We start from the raw sequence: 15,923 nt of genomic DNA on the forward strand, positions 1-15,923 counted from the left end.
GGTTCAGCCCTTGATGGCGCCGGTGAGCACGCCCTTGGTGAAGTACTTCTGCAGGAACGGGAAGAGCAGCAGGATCGGGACGAGGGCGATCATGACGACGGCCATGGAGATCGACTGCTGGGGCGGCATGTGGCTGACGCCGAGCTGGTCGCCCGAGATGGACTTGCCCTGGACCACGTACGTCCGCAGGACCAGCTGGATGGGCCACTTGCCCGAGTCGTTGAGGTAGAGCATCGCGTTGAAGAAGGCGTTCCAGTACGTCACCGCGTAGAAGAGGCCGACGACGGCGACAACTCCCTTGGAGAGCGGAAGGACGATGCGGGTCAGGATCCGCCAGTCGCCCGCGCCGTCGATCCGCGCCGCCTGGTAGAGCTCCTCGGGGATGTTCATGAAGAACGCCCGCAGGACGACCAGGTTGAAGGCGTTGATCATGACCGGGAGGATCAACGACCAGTAGGAATCGAGGAGTCCGAGCTCCTTGACCACCACGTACATCGGCACCATGCCCGGCACGAAGAGCAGCGTGAAGAGCACCATCAGGAGGATCGGCTTGCTGCCGGGGACGCCGCGCTTGCTGAGGCCGTAGGCGAGCGCGATCGTCGTCAGGAGGGAGAGGGCCGTGCCGACGAGGGTGATCAGGACGCTGACGACGACGGCGCGGGAGACGATGCCTCCGGAGAGGATCGTGCGGTACGCCTCCAGGGTCGGGTCCGTGGGGAAGAGGACGAAGCCGCCCGCTTCGGTGATCTCCTCGCGGGAGGCCAGGCTGGTGGAGAGGACCGTGAGGAAGGGCAGGATCATCACGGCGCAGGTGACCGTGATGACGACGGCCTTGGCCGCCGAGCCGATCTTCGTCGGCGGCTCTTCCCAGGCGGGCCGCTCCTCGCGCGTCCGCGGCGATCGCAGGGGGAATCCGAAGCTGCTCATTTGCTGTACACCCCGTGCTCTCCGAAGGCGTGGGCGACCTTGTTGGCGCCGTAGATCATCAAGGCTCCGACGACGCCCTTGACCAGGCCCGCCGCGGCGCCGACGCCCCAGTCGCCGTAGACGACGCCGTGGTAGTAGATGTACGTGTCGAGGACTTCCGACGCGCGGGCGCCGACCGCATCGCGCTGGAGCAGGAACTGCTCGAAGCCGACGGACAGGACGTCACCGAGGCGCAGCACGAGCAGCATGATCGTGACGCCGCGTACGGCGGGCAGGGTGACGTGCCACATGCGGCGCCAGCGTCCGGCGCCGTCGACGGCGGCCGACTCGTACAGGCTCTGGTCTACGCTCGCGAGCGCCGCCAGGTAAATGATCATGCCCCAGCCGATGTCCTTCCAGATCACCTGGCCGGTGATGAGGAGGGAGAAGGTGTCGGGGTCGGTCATCACGTCCAGGGCGGACATGCCGTGGTCGCGCAGGTAGTTGCTGAAGAGGCCCGCGCCGCCGAGTACTTGCTGGAAGAGCGCGACGACCAGGACCCAGGATATGAAGTGCGGCAGATAGACGACGCTCTGCACGAACTTCTTGATGCGCGGGCTGACCAGGCTGTTGATGAGCAGGGCGAGGGCCAGCGGCGCCGGGAAGAAGAAGATCAGCTGGAGCGCGGCGAACGCCAGGGTGTTGCGTACCGCCTCCCAGAACGCCGGGTCGGCGAAGAGCTCCTGGAAGTTGGCGAGGCCCACCAGGGGGCTGTCCTTGAAGCCGATGAAGGGCTGGTAGTCCTGGAAGGCGATGACGTTGCCGAGCATCGGCACGTAGAAGAAGAACAGGAAGAAGAGCAGGCCCGGGGCCATCAGGGCGAGCATCACCCAGTTGTTCCGCAGTCGGACGCGGAGCGGGACGCGGCGGTGGCGCGGCGGGTTCGGGGCCTTCGGGTCCGACACGGGTGGTGGCGGCGACGCGGCTCGTGGCCTGCGTTGCGTTGCTGGGGATGTCACACGTACTCCCTGGCCTGGCGGCACGACGGAACAGAAAAATGGCAGCCGACAGCCGGGACGACCGTCGAGAGTCGGCCAATTAAGAAGCCAACTTGCCGAAAGAGAGCCACATCATCGAAGCGTGACTCCCGCCCGTCAACCACCTTCCGGTCCTAGAGAGTTGGACTTTTCTGCGCGGCGTGATCGATGTGTTCCAGTGCGAGGCGGGCTGCCCCGATTGCGGTGGATTCCTCGCCGAGTACGGAGGTTTGCACCGTCGGCCGGTAGGGGCAGAGCGCCCCGAGCCGCGCCGCGAAAGGTTCGCTGAGCAGGGCGCCCGCCCGGGAGATGCCGCCGCCGAGCACCACGGACTGCGGGTCGAGCACGGCGACGTGGCGGGCCAGGCTGTCGGCGAGCGCCTCGGCGAAGGCACGCAGGGTGTACCTGGCCCCGCCGTCGCCCGCGGCCGCCGCGGTCACCACCGCGCGTGCGGCGTTCTCCCGGGTGGGCCTGTCGGCGCCCTCGTGCCCCGCGAACCAGTCCAGGAGCCGCTGGTAGCACCGCTCCCAGCCGTCCCCCGCGACCATCTCGCCCGCCGCGCCACGGTGTCCGCGGTGCAGCTCGCCACGGAGCCACAGGCCGATGCCGAGCCGGTTTCCGACGTACAGGTACACGCAGTCGCCGGTGCCCACCGACACTCCCCCGGTGCACTCGGCGAGGGTCGCGAGCTGGATGTCGTTGCCCACGACGACGGGGCCGTGGGCCGGGCCGGCGAGTTCACGGGTGAGGTCGAGGCCCGTCCACTGGGGCAGCGAGTCGCTCTCCACCACGCGGCCCGCCGCGTCCACCATGCCGCTGGTGCCGACGCCGGTCGCCAGCGGGCGCACGTGTGCCGCCGCGGGCTGGGCCAGGCAGCCCGCGATCGCCTCGCGGACGGCGTCCAGGCGCAGGGCCGCGGGGAGTTCGGGCGTGACGGCGACCCGCTGGGTGGCCACGGTGCGGCCGAGCAGGTCGGCGGCGTGCACCAGGATCTTGTGCGCGCCGATGTCGACGCCCAGGACGTGCGCGGCCTCGGCCCGGAAGCGGAACCTGCGGGCCGGCCTGCCCACACTGCCGCTGCCCGGCGTCAGCTCCACCAGGCGGCCCTCGCGCAGGAGCTGGGCCGTGAGGTCCTGGGCGGTGGGCCGCGACACGCCGATGAGCGTGGCCAGTTCGGGCACGGTGATCTCGTCCCGCTCGCGCAGCACCCGCAGGGCGGCGGCCGCGTTCAGGCGGCGCAGCAGCGACGGGTCCCCGCTCATGGCACTCACGGAATTCACGGGTTCCTTCTTCATGGACTCCCCCTCCCGGTCTCCCCGATTCAAGGCGCCCCCTTGACAGCGTGATCGGTTGATCTCCAGGGTGACCCGGAGCGATTGAGAAACTTACCTAATAAATAGCGCCCTTGGGGGAGCACAGATGGGTGAGACTGGTCATCCGGAGCTGGCATGCGGGATCGGCTCCTGGGACAGCGACGTCTACGGTAACCACCGGATTCTCGTACGCGCCGCCACCACCGAAAGGACGGCCCCGGCCGTCGCGGCCGAACTGCCGTGGCGCCGCCAGGATCCGGACCCCGGGGCGGTGGACGTGATCGTCATCGGGCCTTCCGGGGAACGCGTGCGCAACACCGTGGCCGTGGAGGTGACCGACGAGGCCGGACGCATCGCCTTCGAGCCGACGGACGGCACCGGCACCTACGCCGTGCACTACCTCCCGTACGCGCACACGGGCAAGCCCTACTATCCGCAGGCCGCCTACCGGCCCCCGACGCGGACGGCCGACCCCGGCTGGGTGCACCGCTGCGGCCTGCACGACGCGACCGGATGGGAGAAACTGCCGCGCGCCGAGGCCGTCGCGTACGAGGCGGCGAGCGCGGTCGACTCCTTCGCGCCGCTCGGCTTCGCGGCCACCGAGGAAGAGCGCGCACGACTCCAACAGACCCACGAGGGCGAGCAGTTCCTCCTCTTCGGCGAGGACCGCGCCCATCCGCTCGGCCGCTACACACGGCTTCCAGCACGCTGGGCCCTGGCCACACCCTTCGCACCGCTCGACGTCACGGCGGACCGCGGGGAGTTCCACGCGGTGCAGGTCGGCGTGTACGCGCTCCAGGAGCTGACCGAGGTGCGCGCCGAGATCCGCGGGCTTCCGTTCTCCGTACGGTGCGTCAGCACGGGCGGCATCGACGCGCGCGGCAGGGCCTTCGAGCGACGCGTGACGGTCGGCGCGGGGCGCGCGGGCGCTCTGTGGTTCGGCGTCGAGGTTCCCGAAGACGCTCAACCCGGCCTCTACGAAGGGGAGATCGCCGTCGGTGCTCCCGGTGTCCCGGAGAGAGTCCTGCCGCTGCGCCTCACCGTCGGCCGGGACGTCGTCGCCGACGGCGGTGCCGGTGAGCCCTGGCGGCTCGCGCGGCTCGGATGGCTGGACTCGGCGCTCGCGCAGGACGACGAGCCGGTGGCGCCGTTCACGCCGATCGAGGCGGTCGCCGAGGACGGCGGACAGCGCCTGTCGCTGCTCGGCCGCACGGTCGAGCTCGGCCCGCAGGGACTCCCCCGGCGGATCGTCTCCACCTTCACGCCGAGCGTCACGCGCGCCGACGGACCGCCGCGCGACCTGCTCGCCGCGCCCGTCACGCTGGACATCGGCCGCCCCCTGGAGCATGGACCGCTCAGCCTCGACCGGCTCGGCCCGGCGCGGGTCGGCTGGTCGGCGCGGGCCGCCGGACGGGACGTAGTCCTGCGCACCGAGGGCGAGTTGGAGGCCGACGGCTTCCTCGTGGTGCGGGCCACGGTCGAGGCCACCGCCGACACAGAGCTCGACGTGACACTGGACGTGCCGGTGCGCGAGGAGATCGCGCGGTACGCGATGGGGCTCGGCCTGACCGGCCGGGCGTGCCCGGCGGCGTACGACTGGAGCTGGGACACGCCCACCCGCAACCAGGACGCGTTCTGGCTCGGGGACCCGGCCGCCGGGCTCCAGCTCAGCCTGCGCGACGAGCACTACGCACGGCCGCTCAACACCAACTACTACCGCGAGAAGCCCCTGCGCACCCCGCGCTCCTGGGCGGGCGACGGGGCGGGCGGGGTGCGGCTGCGCACGAGCGAGGGGGTGCGCGGCCTCTGTGCCTTCAGCGGGCCGCTGGCGCTGCGCGCGGGCGAGAGCCGGTGCTTCGAGTTCCGGCTGCTCCTGACCCCCTTCAAGCCGCTCGAACCGGCACGCCAGCTCTCCGAGCGCTACTTCCACGCGTACGCGTCCCCCACGGAGATCGCCGAGTACGGCGCGAACGTCGCCAATCTGCACCATGCGACGCCGCCCAATCCGTACATCAACGACCCGCTCCTGGGCGCGGACGCCCTGCACTCCTACACCGAGGAGGCGCACCGGCTCGGGATCCAGGTCAAGGTGTACGACACGGTGCGCGAACTGACGCGCCATACACCGGAGTTGCCGGTGCTCGCGTCGCTGGGCGACGAGATCTTCGCGCCGGGGCCCGGCGGCGGGCACGCCTGGCTGCGGGAACATCTGGGCGGGGACTACGTACCCGGGTGGGTGGCGCCCGATGTCGGGGATGTCGCCGTCGTCACGTCCGGCGACTCGCGGTGGCACAACTCCTATGTGAGCGGGATCGAGCGGCTGCGGCGGGTCGTCGGGGTCGACGGGCTCTACCTCGACGACGTGGCGTACGACCGGACGACCATGAAGCGGGTTCGGAAGGTCCTTGCCGCGTCCGGCGAGAGGCCGCCGCTGGTCGACCTGCACTCCTGCAACCAGTTCCGCGAGCCGGACGGGTTCGCCTCCAGCGCCAATCTGTACGCGGAGCTGCTGCCGTACGTCGACCGGCTCTGGCTGGGAGAGCTCTTCGACTACGAAGGCTCCGATGGCCCCGCCGGTGACGCCGGGGGTGATCCGGCGTACTGGCTCGTCGAGATCTCGGGCATTCCCTTCGGCCTGATGGGCGAGATGCTGGAGGGCGGCGGGAATCCCTGGCGCGGGCTCGTCTTCGGGATGACGGCGCGGGCGCCCATGACGGACGTACGGCCCTTGTGGCGGGCCTTCGACCAACTCCGGCTTCCGGAGGCGGAGATGACGGGGTGGTGGGCCACCGGTGCGGGTGCGCATCCGGTGCGGACCGGGCGGGACGACGTGCTCGCCACCACCTGGGAGGGGCCGGGAGGGACCGTGACGGCGCTCGCCTCCTGGGCCGGGGAGCCGGTGGACGTCGTGCTCGACACGGCTTCGGGTCCCGTCGCCGCCTACGCTCCCGCGATCGAGGGGTTCCAGCCGGAGCGGAGGTTCGCCGCGGGTGAGGCGCTGCGGGTGGAGCCGGGGCGGGGCTGGCTGGTGCGGCTGGGGTGAGGACGCGTCACAGGTGCGGGCCGAAGGTGCGGGCCGAAGGTGCGGGCCGAAGGTGCGGCCCGCACCTGGGACGGCGAAGTCATCGGCTGCTACTTGCCCATCACCAGACCGTCCTTCGCCGCGCCACGGCTCAGGACGATCCGGCGGATCCGGTCGCGGATGTCGGCGACGTCCGCGCCGCGGGCCAGCGCCGCGTTCAGGTCGGTCACGCGTCCCGTGCCCGTGTTGAACCACTGGGGGATGAACTCGGCCTTCTTGACCTCCCAGCGTCCGCCGGGGGCCGCGGGCGGGGCGAACGTGAAGCGGCCGAGGGTTCCCTGGTTGCCGCGCGGGTCGTTCGCGCCCTCGTGGTTGATCATGTCGCCGGCGATCTGGTCGCCCATGCCGTAGATGACCCAGGTCTTGTTGACCTTCTCGTAGGCCTGGGGGACGTGCGCGTGGGTGCCCAGGATCAGGTCGATGTCGGGGCGGCCCCGGGTGCTGGACGCAGTGAGCTGCTTGCCGAGGCTCAGCTGGCGGCGGTCGGGGGCGTCCTGCCACTCCGTGCCCCAGTGGACCGAGACGACGACCACGTCCGCGCCCGCCTTCCGCGCGGCGCGCGCGTCCGCGACGATCCGGTCGCGCTCCATGAGGTTGACCGTCCAGGGCTTGCCCTTGGGCAGCGGATATCCGTTCGTGCCGTACGTGTACGCGAGCTGGGCCACCTTCGCGCCGCCCGCCCGCATCCAGGCGGGGGACCTGCCCTCGGCGGCCGTGCGGCCCGAGCCCGCGTGCTTGACGCCCGCCTTGTCGAGCGCGCCGAGCGTCCTGCGCACCCCCGCGGCGCCGTCGTCGAGCGTGTGGTTGGAGGCCGTGGAGCAGGCGTCGTAGCCGGTGGCCTTCAGGGCGTGGGCGATCTGGGGCGGGGACTTGAAGCTGGGGTAGCCGGTGTAGTCGCCGTTCTCGCCGTAGACCGTCTCCATGTGACAGATCGCCAGATCGGCCTTGGACACGACGGGTTTGACGCCCCTGAGCATCGGCACGAAGTCGTAGCCTTCGCCGCCCGCGTCGGCGTTGGCCCTGCTGATGATCGAGGAGTGCGGGAGCACGTCCCCGGAGGCGACGAGCGTGAAGGCGCGCGGTGCGTCCGGGCCGCCGCCGGCCGCCGACGGTGCGGGAGGCGGAGCGTCCCGATTTCCGTCCCGGGCGCCGCCCGGTTGCTTTTCGCTCTGCTGCTTCGGATTCCGCTCCTGCGCGGGCCCTTCATTTGCCGTGCAGGCGGCGGTCGCGGCGAGAGTGGCTCCGATCATTACCGCTGCCAGAACGGCTGTTCCCTGCGGTGTGCGCTGCGTCATCGACCAGGCTCCGTGAATGGGGGATATTCGGCGAAACGAATCCACATTCGGACACATGGCCGAGTCAAGCAGCAATGCCGTCATAGTCCCCGAAACGGACTTAAATCATCCGGCCATGTGACACGAAGAACACACAGCCTCCGACCTGCGACGAAACCGGGGCCCGGGTCAAAGCTCCGTAAAGCGCCTTGCTCAGAGCCCCCTTCGGGTAATCGGCTGTCCTCATCCGTGTTCCGGATTGGGGGCCAGAGGCCGGCGACGCGCACGGATCGGAGGAAGGCGAGACGGGATGCTGCACGAGAGCCGAGGAAACACGGAGGGCCCGAGTGACGGCGAACTGGCCGTGCCGATGGCGTGGTTGTACGCCGAGTACATCGCGGACGAATTACTGCGTACCGGCGATTTGATGCCGCCGACATCTTTCGAATACCGCGCGGGGCGTGATGCTCTGGCCCTGACTATTTTCCTCTCGGACACGCAGGGAGAACTGTCGGGCATCCGCGTGGTCTCCCAGTTGGAGACCTGGCTGTCCCTGACGGCCTACGACCAGCCGTGGCTCGACTGGGTCGGTGAGCGGATGGCCGTGCTCACGGCGGACGCGCTCACCTCCGGTGAGCCCGCGCCCGATCTGGAGCTCGCCGACCTGGCGTGGCGCTGGCTGGAGGAGACGGAGCTGCTCGCGCCCGATCTGGACGCGGTGCCCGGCGGCGGGTCGCCGGGCGGCGAGGACGACGGGCCCAAGGTGTGGACGCCGGCGTGGCGCCTGGGGCTGCCCCTCGGGCATCTGGCGATCCATCTGTTCTGACGCCGCGGCAGAGGCGTACCGGCACCACGACAGAGAGGTTCTGACGCCACGGCAGAGAGGTTCTGGCCCTCGCGCGAGTGTTCTCTTCGCGTGTCTTGAGTGATTCGTCGGTCCCCTGCGTACGGGAGGGCAGAACGCACCCCCTACCCGACTCGTCACGCAAGGAACGCCATGAGGTCCCTGGAGCGGCATCGCGACGCCGGCGCCTACGCGCTCGGTGTCCTCGACGCGGCGGACACCTTCCGCTTCGACGACCACCTCATGGACTGCCCCGCATGCCGGGCCCTGGTCGAGGAACTCGGCCCGGCAGCACAGCAGTTGGCCGCCTACGACCGCGTCACCCCGCCGCACGTCGAACCGCTGGCCGTGCCCGGTCCCGGCCTCGTCGACCGGCTGCTCGCCGAGTCCGGGCGGCTGCGCAGGGCCGGGCGCAGGCGGTGGCTGTGCGCGGTCGCGGCGAGCGTCGTGCTGGCCCTCGCGGCCCCCGCGACGGCGGTCCTCAGATCCGGCGGGCCGGGACCGGAACAGATCACGGCCCGCGACGGCCGCACCGGCGTGTCGGCGACGCTGACCGCGCGGGGCCGCGACTGGGGCACGGACATCGGGCTCCGCATCCGCGATGTGCACGGCGGCGCCCGCGTCTGCGAACTCGTGGCCGTCGGCACCGACGGCTCCGAGCAGACGGTGACGACGTGGAAGGTGCCCGCCGCCGAGCACGCCGACGGGCCCGCGGCAGAGCCACCGGCCGCTCTCTCGACCCGGGGCGGCGCGGCCATGGCCCGCGAGGACATAGCCCGCTACGAAGTGCGTACGACGGACGGGCAGCGCCTGCTGACGCTGCGGCGCCCCTGAACCGCCCCTCGCGCACGGCTACTTCAGGAGCCGCGACATCCTCCGGTCCGCCAGCCGCTTCCCGCCCGTCTGGCACGTGGGGCAGTACTGGAGCGACGAGTCGCTGAAGGAGACCTCGCGGATGGTGTCGCCGCACACAGGGCACGGTTCGCCGGTGCGGCCGTGGACGCGCAGGCCGCTCTTCTTCTCCGCCTTGAGGCGGCCCGCCGCGACGCCGCGCGAGCGCTCCACCGCCTCGTTCAGCGTGGTCCGCAACGCCACATACAGCCCATGGACTTCCTCCTTCGTAAGGCTCGACGTGAGCTTGAACGGAGACATGCGGGCCACGTGCAGGATCTCGTCGCTGTACGCGTTCCCGACGCCCGCGATCAGGGTCTGGTCCCTCAACGCGCCCTTGATCTGGCGTCGTTCACCCGCCAGGAGACCGGCGAAGCGCTCCTCGTCGAAGTCCGGGGCCAGCGGGTCGGGACCGAGCCGGGCGATGCCCGGGATCGCCGTGGGGTCGTCGGTCACGTACACCGCGAGGCGTTTTTGCGTGCCCGCCTCCGTCAGGTCGAAGCCCTCACCCGTCTCCAGCGCGACGCGCAGCGCCAGGGGGCCCTTGCCGGGGCGGGGCGGGCCGTCGGGGAGGCGGTCCTTCCAGTGCAGCCAGCCCGCGCGGGCGAGGTGGGTGACCAGGTGCAGGCCGTCCGCGTCGAGGTCGAGGAACTTGCCGTGGCGCGCGACGGCCGTGACGGTGCGGCCCTCCAGGGCGGTGAGCGGCGGGTCGTACGTCTTGAGGACGCTGACCGCCACGGGCAGCACCCGGATGATCTCGTGGCCGACGAGGTGTTCGGTGAGGAAGGCGCGCAGCGCTTCGACCTCGGGGAGTTCCGGCATCCGTTCACTCCTGACCCTGTTCCGGCGGCGCCGTCCGCTCGCCCTGCGCCTGGTTCTCCCGCGCGGGAACGACGAACTCGCACCAGACGCACTTGCCGCTGCCGCGCGATTCGACGCCCCACTCGTCCGTGAGCATGTCCACCAGGAGCAACCCGCGCCCCGACACCCCCGATTCCCCCGCCTCACGGCGGCGCGGCAGTGCGCTGGAGGAGTCCTCGACCTCGACGCGCAGGCGCCGTTCGGTGCCGCTGATGACCCGCAGGGTCACGATCGCCGCGCCGTCGGTGTGCATCAGGGCGTTGGTGATCACCTCGTCGGCCACCAGCTCGATCTCGTCGGCACCCGCCCCGGCGCCCCAGGCACGCACCGCGGCACGGATCATGTGCCGGGCCTCGGCCAGAGCCTCCGGATCGCCGGGTCCGACATGCTGCTGGAGACGGCCGCCGGACCGGGGCGCGTCGATCATCCGGCGGCGCAGGAGCAGCAGCGCCGCGTCGTCCTCACCGCCCCGGTCGTCCACGATCCCGCAGAGCCGGTCGGCCAGGGGCTGGAGGTCGCGCGGGCCCGAGCAGGCGAGCTCGCCCAGGGCCCGCAGCCCGTCGTCCAGGTCGGAGCCCGGCTCCTCGATGAGGCCGTCGGTGAAGAGGATCAGGGTCTGGCCCGCGTCGAGCTCGAAGGTGGTGACCGGGTATTCGAGGCCGCCGAACTCGGCCGAGAGACCCAGCGGGAGACCGCCGTCGACCGGCACCCGGCGGCAGCTCCCGTCGGTCTGCTGGACGAGCGGATCGATGTGGCCTGCCCGCACCAGCTGGACCACGCCCGTCGACAGGTCGGCCTCCGCGTAGAGGCAGGTGGCGAAGCGTTCGGTGTCCAGCTCGTGCAGGAAGCCCGACGCACGGGCCATGACGGTGGCGGGCGGGTGCCCCTCGGCGGCGTAGGCGCGCAGCACGATGCGCAGCTGGCCCATGACGGCCGCCGCGTGCGTGTCGTGGCCCTGTACGTCGCCGATGACCGCCCCGACACGGCCGCCGGGCAGCGGGATCACGTCGTACCAGTCGCCGCCGATGTCCCGGCCGAGCGCCGCGGAACGGTAGCGGACCGCGACGTCGGCGCCGGGCACACCGGGGATGGTGCGCGGCAGCATCGCCTGCTGGAGGCCCTGGGCGAGGTCCTTCTCCTGCTCGTAGAACATGGCGCGCTGGAGGCTCTGCGCGATGCCGCTGCTCAGCGCGACCAGGACGTTGCGCTCCTCCTCGGTGAAGCCGGTCTTGTCCTGGTAGAGGAGGCCGAGCACGCCGATCGGCTTGGCCTGCGCGATCAGCGGCAGATACGCGGCCGATGTGATGCCCAGCTTGTCTATGTGCGGCCACAGCTCCGGGTACGAGGCCGCGAACTCCGCGGCCGTCTCGATGAAGCGCGGCGAGAGCGTGCGCACGGCGTCGCTCATCGGGTACCGCTCGTCGATCCGCGTGAACTTGGTGCCCGGCACGAAGCTCCCCGCGGGCCCCTCCGCGACCAGCCGGATCCGCCCCGCCTCGACCAGGGCCATGACCAGGTTCGACGCGCCCAGGTGCGCGAGGCCGTGGGTGTCCTTGAGCACGTCGATGACGTCGCGGACGGTACGGGCGTGCGCGAGGGCCGCCGTGGTGCCCTGCACGATGCTCGTGCGGCGGCGCCGGTCCTCCTCCTCGTCGGCACGCTGGTGCCGGGCCGTACTGTCGCCCAGCTCCTGCGTGGCGTCGCGGACGATGCCCACGATCCGGCGCGGGCGGCCCGTCTCGTCACGCTCGATGAACCCCTGGGTATGGGTCCAGCGCAGACCCCCGGAGCGCAGCCGGATGCGGAAGTAGATGCCATAGGTCCGGCTGCCGTCCTTGAGCGCGTGCGAGACGTAGGCGTCGAGACGGTGCGCCTCGACCGGCGGAACGCGTACGCCGAGGCTCGTCGGGTTTCCGTCGTACTCGTCGGCCCGTACGTCGAAGACCTCGTGGCCCGCGGCGTCCAGGTGCATCAGGCCGCTGTCGAGGTCCCAGTCGAAGCAGCCTGTGCGGTTGAACGCCAGGATCGACCGTGGATCCGCTGGCCAGTCGTCCGGCAGTGGCGTGGGCTTCATGACACTTCATGATTCTTCGCTGTCGGGCCCGAGCGCGCACGCTCAGCTCTGGAAAGTGCCGGGATCGCTGGTCAGAGGGGAGTCGCCCAGGGAGGGGTCGTCCGGGACGAGACCGCTGTCTTCGGGCTGGTCAGGGGTGTCGGGAATGCTCTCGGGGCCGGTTTCGTCGCCGGGGTCCTCCTGGGACGGGGGCTGCACCGTGTCGTCGTCCGGCGTGCTCGGCTCGTCCGGGGGCGAGGTCGGCGCGCTGGAGGTGGGCGTGGGGCAGCCGGGAGGGATCTCGGAGGGGGTGCCGGTGGGCGGTTCCGTGCCCGCGTCGGGGGCGGGCGTCGGGCAGTCCGTGGAGGTGGTGCCCGATTCGCTGGGGGTGCCGCTCTCCTCGTCCGATTCGCTCGGGCTTGGGCTCGTCGGCGTGGGCGTAGGGGTCGGTGTGGGGGTCGGGGGCGGTGGCGGCACCACCCGGTCCTTGTCGCCGTGGTGGTCGCCCGTCTTCCGCTCGATCCACGTGTTGTTGGTGATGTTCACGATGGTGATGTTCACGATGATCTTCGGCGCCGGCGTCACGACGATCACCTGCGCCGGGCGGTAGCCGGACCACGGCTTGCCCTGGTGGCTCGGGGTGCCCTTGAAGGCGACCGGCGGCTTCAGCGGGTTCCCGCAGGCGCACCGCACGCGCGGCAGTCCCCGGTTGTCGACGAGGACCGCGGTGCCCGTCTGGAGCACGGACTGGAAGCTGGTGGCACCGCCGTCGCGGTAGCCGTGGTTGGTGACGCGGGTGTCGGCCCGCAGCACGACCGGCGTCAGGCCGCGCAGGAAGCCCGGGATGTCGGCCTGGGAGATGCCCTCGGCCTGGGCGAAGGCCCGCGCCTTGCCCTGGTCGGCGGTGAGGAAGCGGACCTGGGCGTCGACGTCGCAGCTGCCCACGGACTGCGTGCCGCCGTACAGACCCGGCGTACCGCCCGACAGGGAGCGCACGCCCTGGGCCGTGGGCGACGAGGTTCCGGTCGGCGAGGGCTGCGGCGAACGGGTGACGGGCGAGGGGGTCGCCGTGGACGTCGCGGTGGAGTCGGTGAACGGATCGGGGCCCTGGGCGGCGACCGGCTGCATGAACAGCTCGGAGCCGCCGTCGGCGGAGTTCTTGTCGCCTCCGCCGGAGCATCCTGCGACAACGATGGCCGCGGATATCGCGAAGGCCATCGCATGGGTCCTGGTGGGCCTGGTGGGCACACGCACCGTGCTCTCCCGCCTGTTATCGGGCACTTTGCCCCCATTCTCTGGGGCAGCCGGAGCCGGTGCGCAAGCCGGAGCGTGTCCGCGGGCCGGGAGGGGGCCGGGCCGCTTTGGGCGCAAGATGGCCTTGTGGAGTGGTTCACCGCAGATCAGTACTGGCTCGGCCGCCTCGTGTTCCAGCGGGCGCTCGCCGCCGTCTACCTCTTCGCGTTCCTGGGGGCTGCGCTGCAGTTCCGGGCGCTGATCGGGGAGCGCGGCATGCTGCCGGTGCCGCGCCATGTCGAGGGCGTGCCGTTCCGCAGGGCGCCGAGCCTCTTCCAGCTCCACTACTCGGACCGCTTCTTCGCCCTCGTCGCGTGGACGGGCTGCGCCTGCGCCCTCGCGCTGCTCGCGGGCGCCGACGGTCTCCTCCCTCTGTGGGGCGGCATGCTGCTGTGGGCCGTGCCGTGGGCCCTGTACCTCTCGATCGTGAACGTGGGGCAGACCTGGTACGGCTTCGGCTGGGAGTCGCTGCTCCTGGAGGTGGGCTTCCTCGCCGTCTTCCTCGGCAACGACGAGACGGCGCCGCCGGTCCTCGTGCTCTTCCTGCTCCGCTGGGTGCTGTTCCGCGTCGAGTTCGGGGCCGGGCTGATCAAAATGCGCGGCGACGCCTGCTGGCGCAAGCTGACCTGCCTGGACTTCCACCACGAGACCCAGCCGATGCCGGGGCCGCTGAGCTGGTTCTTCCACCATCTTCCGGGGCCGGTCCACCGGGTGGAGGTCGCGGCGAACCACTTCACCCAACTCGTCGTGCCCGTCCTGCTGTTCACACCGCAGCCGATCGCGACGGCCGCGGCCTGTCTGATGATCGCCACCCAGCTGTGGCTGGTCCTTTCGGGGAACTTCGCCTGGCTGAACTGGCTGACGATCGTGCTCGCCGTCTCCGTCGTGGACTTCGGCGGCGCAGGAGCGCCGTCGCAGCCACCCGCTCCCCCGCTCTGGTACGAGGTGGCGGTCATCGCGGTGACGGCGCTGATCCTCGGCCTGAGTTACCGTCCCGCGCGCAATCTGTTCTCGCGGCGGCAGATCATGAACTACTCCTTCGACCCGCTCCATCTCGTCAACGCCTACGGGGCGTTCGGCAGCGTCAGCCGCGTCCGCCAGGAGGTGATCGTCGAGGGCACGTCGGACCTGACGCCCCGCCAGGACTCCGAGTGGCGTGAGTACGAGTTCAAGGGCAAGCCGGGCGATGTGCGCCGCTGGCCGCGGCAGTTCGCGCCGTACCATCTGCGGCTCGACTGGATGATGTGGTTCGCCGCGCTCTCCCCCGCGTACGCGAGGCCATGGTTCGGCCCGCTGGTGGAGCGCCTCCTGGACGGCGACCGTGACACGCTGCGGCTGCTGCGCCACGTCCCGTTCCCGCCACAGGCCCCGCCCGCGTACATCCGCGCCCGCCTCTTCCGCTACCGCTACACGACCTGGCGTGAGCTGCGCGAGACGGGCGCCTGCTGGGAGCGGACGTTCGTGCGGGAGTTCCTGCCGCCGACACGGGTGGATCAGAGGCGGTAGACGCGGGTCGCGGTCCCGGCGAAGAGGGCGGCGCGCTCGCCTTCGCTCAGTGATGAGGTCAACTGCCGGGCTGCTTCGACGACTTCGCCGTACGTGGCGGCCAGGGTGCTGACGGGCCAGTCGGAGCCGAACATCAGCCGGTCGGGGCCGAAGGCGTCCAGGACGGTGTCCGCGTACGGGCGCAGGTCGTCGACCGTCCAGGCCTTCGGGTCGGCCTCGGTCACCAGGCCGGAGAGTTTGCAGACGGTGTTGGGCAGCGCGGCGAGCGCCCGGACCGCCGCCGCCCAGGGTTCGAGGGCGCCGGAGGCGATGGGCGGCTTACCCAAGTGGTCGAGCACGAAGGTGAGTTCGGGGTGCTCCTGGGCGGCCTTGACGCAGACGGGGAGCTGGTGGGGCAGGACGACGAGGTCGTAGGCCAGACCCGCCGCGCCGACCGCCGCCAGGCCACGGCGCACGTCGGGCCGCAGCAGCCACTGCGGGTCGGGCTCGCCCTGGACCTGGTGGCGGATGCCCACGAGGTGTTGTCCGCCCGGGAGTTGACCCAGCTCGGCGAGTACGTCGGCGGCGTCCGGGCGGGTGAGGTCGGTCCATCCGACGACGCCTGCCACCAGGTCGCTGTCCGCCGCCAGGGCGAGGAACTCGGGGGTCTCCTCGGCGACGGTGACCGTCTGGACCAGGACGGTCGCGGTGACACCGGCGGCGCGGGCCTCGGGCAGGAGGTCGGCGTGGGAGAAGTTCCGGCGGATCGGGGCGAGCGCATCGCCGGTGATCCATTCCTGGTCGCGTACGGAGAGGTCCCACACGTGGTGGTGGGAGTCGACGAGGTGCGGTGTCACCGCGGCTCCCGGCGCTGTCACGGCGGC

At 71.2% G+C, this 15,923-nt stretch carries 12 protein-coding genes; 4 read left to right on the forward strand and 8 right to left on the reverse strand.

Going from position 1 to position 15,923, the window contains the following annotated elements; translation table 11 throughout:
• Nucleotides 1-3: 3 nt before the first annotated feature.
• The 3 genes from M4V62_RS05635 to M4V62_RS05645 form a co-directional block, all read right to left on the reverse strand.
• On the reverse strand, nt 4-927 hold the full coding sequence (locus tag M4V62_RS05635) for a carbohydrate ABC transporter permease (RefSeq protein WP_249586112.1): 924 nt from the start codon (nt 925-927) through the stop codon (nt 4-6).
• A complete protein-coding gene (locus M4V62_RS05640; protein WP_425574966.1) occupies nt 924-1,925 on the reverse strand; it encodes an ABC transporter permease in 1,002 nt (333 codons plus the stop codon). The genes M4V62_RS05635 and M4V62_RS05640 overlap by 4 nt, the downstream gene beginning before the upstream one ends.
• Before the next feature lie 152 nt (nt 1,926-2,077).
• Nucleotides 2,078-3,238, reverse strand: a complete 1,161-nt coding sequence (locus M4V62_RS05645; RefSeq protein WP_249586113.1) for an ROK family protein — start codon at nt 3,236-3,238, stop codon at nt 2,078-2,080.
• A 124-nt stretch (nt 3,239-3,362) separates the two neighbouring features.
• On the opposite strand from M4V62_RS05645, the gene M4V62_RS05650 reads away from it, so the two are divergent.
• Nucleotides 3,363-6,299, forward strand: a complete 2,937-nt coding sequence (locus tag M4V62_RS05650) for a glycoside hydrolase domain-containing protein (protein WP_249586114.1) — start codon at nt 3,363-3,365, stop codon at nt 6,297-6,299.
• 89 nt (nt 6,300-6,388) lie between these two features.
• Here the strand turns inward: M4V62_RS05650 and M4V62_RS05655 are convergent, their stop codons facing one another.
• Nucleotides 6,389-7,633 carry a CapA family protein gene (locus M4V62_RS05655; protein ID WP_249586115.1) on the reverse strand — a complete coding sequence of 415 codons (1,245 nt, stop codon included), beginning with the start codon at nt 7,631-7,633 and terminating at the stop codon, nt 6,389-6,391.
• A gap of 289 nt (nt 7,634-7,922) precedes the next feature.
• Here M4V62_RS05655 and M4V62_RS05660 point away from each other — a divergent pair, with 289 nt between their 5' ends.
• Entirely contained in the window at nt 7,923-8,438 is a 516-nt protein-coding gene (locus M4V62_RS05660) for a hypothetical protein (RefSeq protein WP_249586116.1), read from the forward strand.
• Nucleotides 8,439-8,609: 171 nt separating this feature from the next.
• Entirely contained in the window at nt 8,610-9,290 is a 681-nt protein-coding gene (locus tag M4V62_RS05665) for a zf-HC2 domain-containing protein (RefSeq protein WP_249586117.1), read from the forward strand.
• Between the two features lie 18 nt (nt 9,291-9,308).
• Here the strand turns inward: M4V62_RS05665 and M4V62_RS05670 are convergent, their stop codons facing one another.
• Genes M4V62_RS05670 through M4V62_RS05680 form a run of 3 tightly spaced genes read right to left on the reverse strand, consistent with a single transcriptional unit; the run spans nt 9,309 to nt 13,479 of the window.
• The gene (locus tag M4V62_RS05670; protein WP_249586118.1) at nt 9,309-10,169 is read right to left on the reverse strand and encodes an Fpg/Nei family DNA glycosylase; all 861 of its coding nucleotides are present in this window, start codon (nt 10,167-10,169) and stop codon (nt 9,309-9,311) included.
• A gap of 4 nt (nt 10,170-10,173) precedes the next feature.
• Nucleotides 10,174-12,282 carry a SpoIIE family protein phosphatase gene (locus M4V62_RS05675; protein WP_249586119.1) on the reverse strand — a complete coding sequence of 703 codons (2,109 nt, stop codon included), beginning with the start codon at nt 12,280-12,282 and terminating at the stop codon, nt 10,174-10,176.
• A gap of 42 nt (nt 12,283-12,324) precedes the next feature.
• Nucleotides 12,325-13,479 (reverse strand): DUF6777 domain-containing protein, encoded by a 1,155-nt coding sequence (locus tag M4V62_RS05680; RefSeq protein WP_249586120.1) that lies wholly within the window; start codon nt 13,477-13,479, stop codon nt 12,325-12,327.
• Between the two features lie 162 nt (nt 13,480-13,641).
• On the opposite strand from M4V62_RS05680, the gene M4V62_RS05685 reads away from it, so the two are divergent.
• Nucleotides 13,642-15,060, forward strand: a complete 1,419-nt coding sequence (locus tag M4V62_RS05685) for a lipase maturation factor family protein (RefSeq protein ID WP_249586121.1) — start codon at nt 13,642-13,644, stop codon at nt 15,058-15,060.
• On the opposite strand, the gene M4V62_RS05690 is transcribed toward M4V62_RS05685, so the two are convergent.
• A complete protein-coding gene (locus M4V62_RS05690; RefSeq protein WP_249586122.1) occupies nt 15,048-15,917 on the reverse strand; it encodes an amidohydrolase family protein in 870 nt (289 codons plus the stop codon). The genes M4V62_RS05685 and M4V62_RS05690 overlap by 13 nt on opposite strands.
• Between the last annotated feature and the right edge of the window lie 6 nt (nt 15,918-15,923).

This window comes from Streptomyces durmitorensis, assembly GCF_023498005.1.
Lineage (GTDB): Bacteria > Actinomycetota > Actinomycetes > Streptomycetales > Streptomycetaceae > Streptomyces > Streptomyces durmitorensis.

Bases quoted from the DNA above. Each gene is read 5' to 3' on its own strand.
- M4V62_RS05635 (WP_249586112.1), bottom strand. From the start codon at position 927: ATGAGCAGCTTCGGATTCCCCCTGCGATCGCCGCGGACGCGCGAGGAG.
- M4V62_RS05645 (WP_249586113.1), bottom strand. From the start codon at position 3,238: ATGAAGAAGGAACCCGTGAATTCCGTGAGTGCCATGAGCGGGGACCCG.
- M4V62_RS05650 (WP_249586114.1), top strand. From the start codon at position 3,363: ATGGGTGAGACTGGTCATCCGGAGCTGGCATGCGGGATCGGCTCCTGG.
- M4V62_RS05655 (WP_249586115.1), bottom strand. From the start codon at position 7,633: ATGACGCAGCGCACACCGCAGGGAACAGCCGTTCTGGCAGCGGTAATG.
- M4V62_RS05660 (WP_249586116.1), top strand. From the start codon at position 7,923: ATGCTGCACGAGAGCCGAGGAAACACGGAGGGCCCGAGTGACGGCGAA.
- M4V62_RS05665 (WP_249586117.1), top strand. From the start codon at position 8,610: ATGAGGTCCCTGGAGCGGCATCGCGACGCCGGCGCCTACGCGCTCGGT.
- M4V62_RS05670 (WP_249586118.1), bottom strand. From the start codon at position 10,169: ATGCCGGAACTCCCCGAGGTCGAAGCGCTGCGCGCCTTCCTCACCGAA.
- M4V62_RS05675 (WP_249586119.1), bottom strand. From the start codon at position 12,282: ATGAAGCCCACGCCACTGCCGGACGACTGGCCAGCGGATCCACGGTCG.
- M4V62_RS05680 (WP_249586120.1), bottom strand. From the start codon at position 13,479: ATGGCCTTCGCGATATCCGCGGCCATCGTTGTCGCAGGATGCTCCGGC.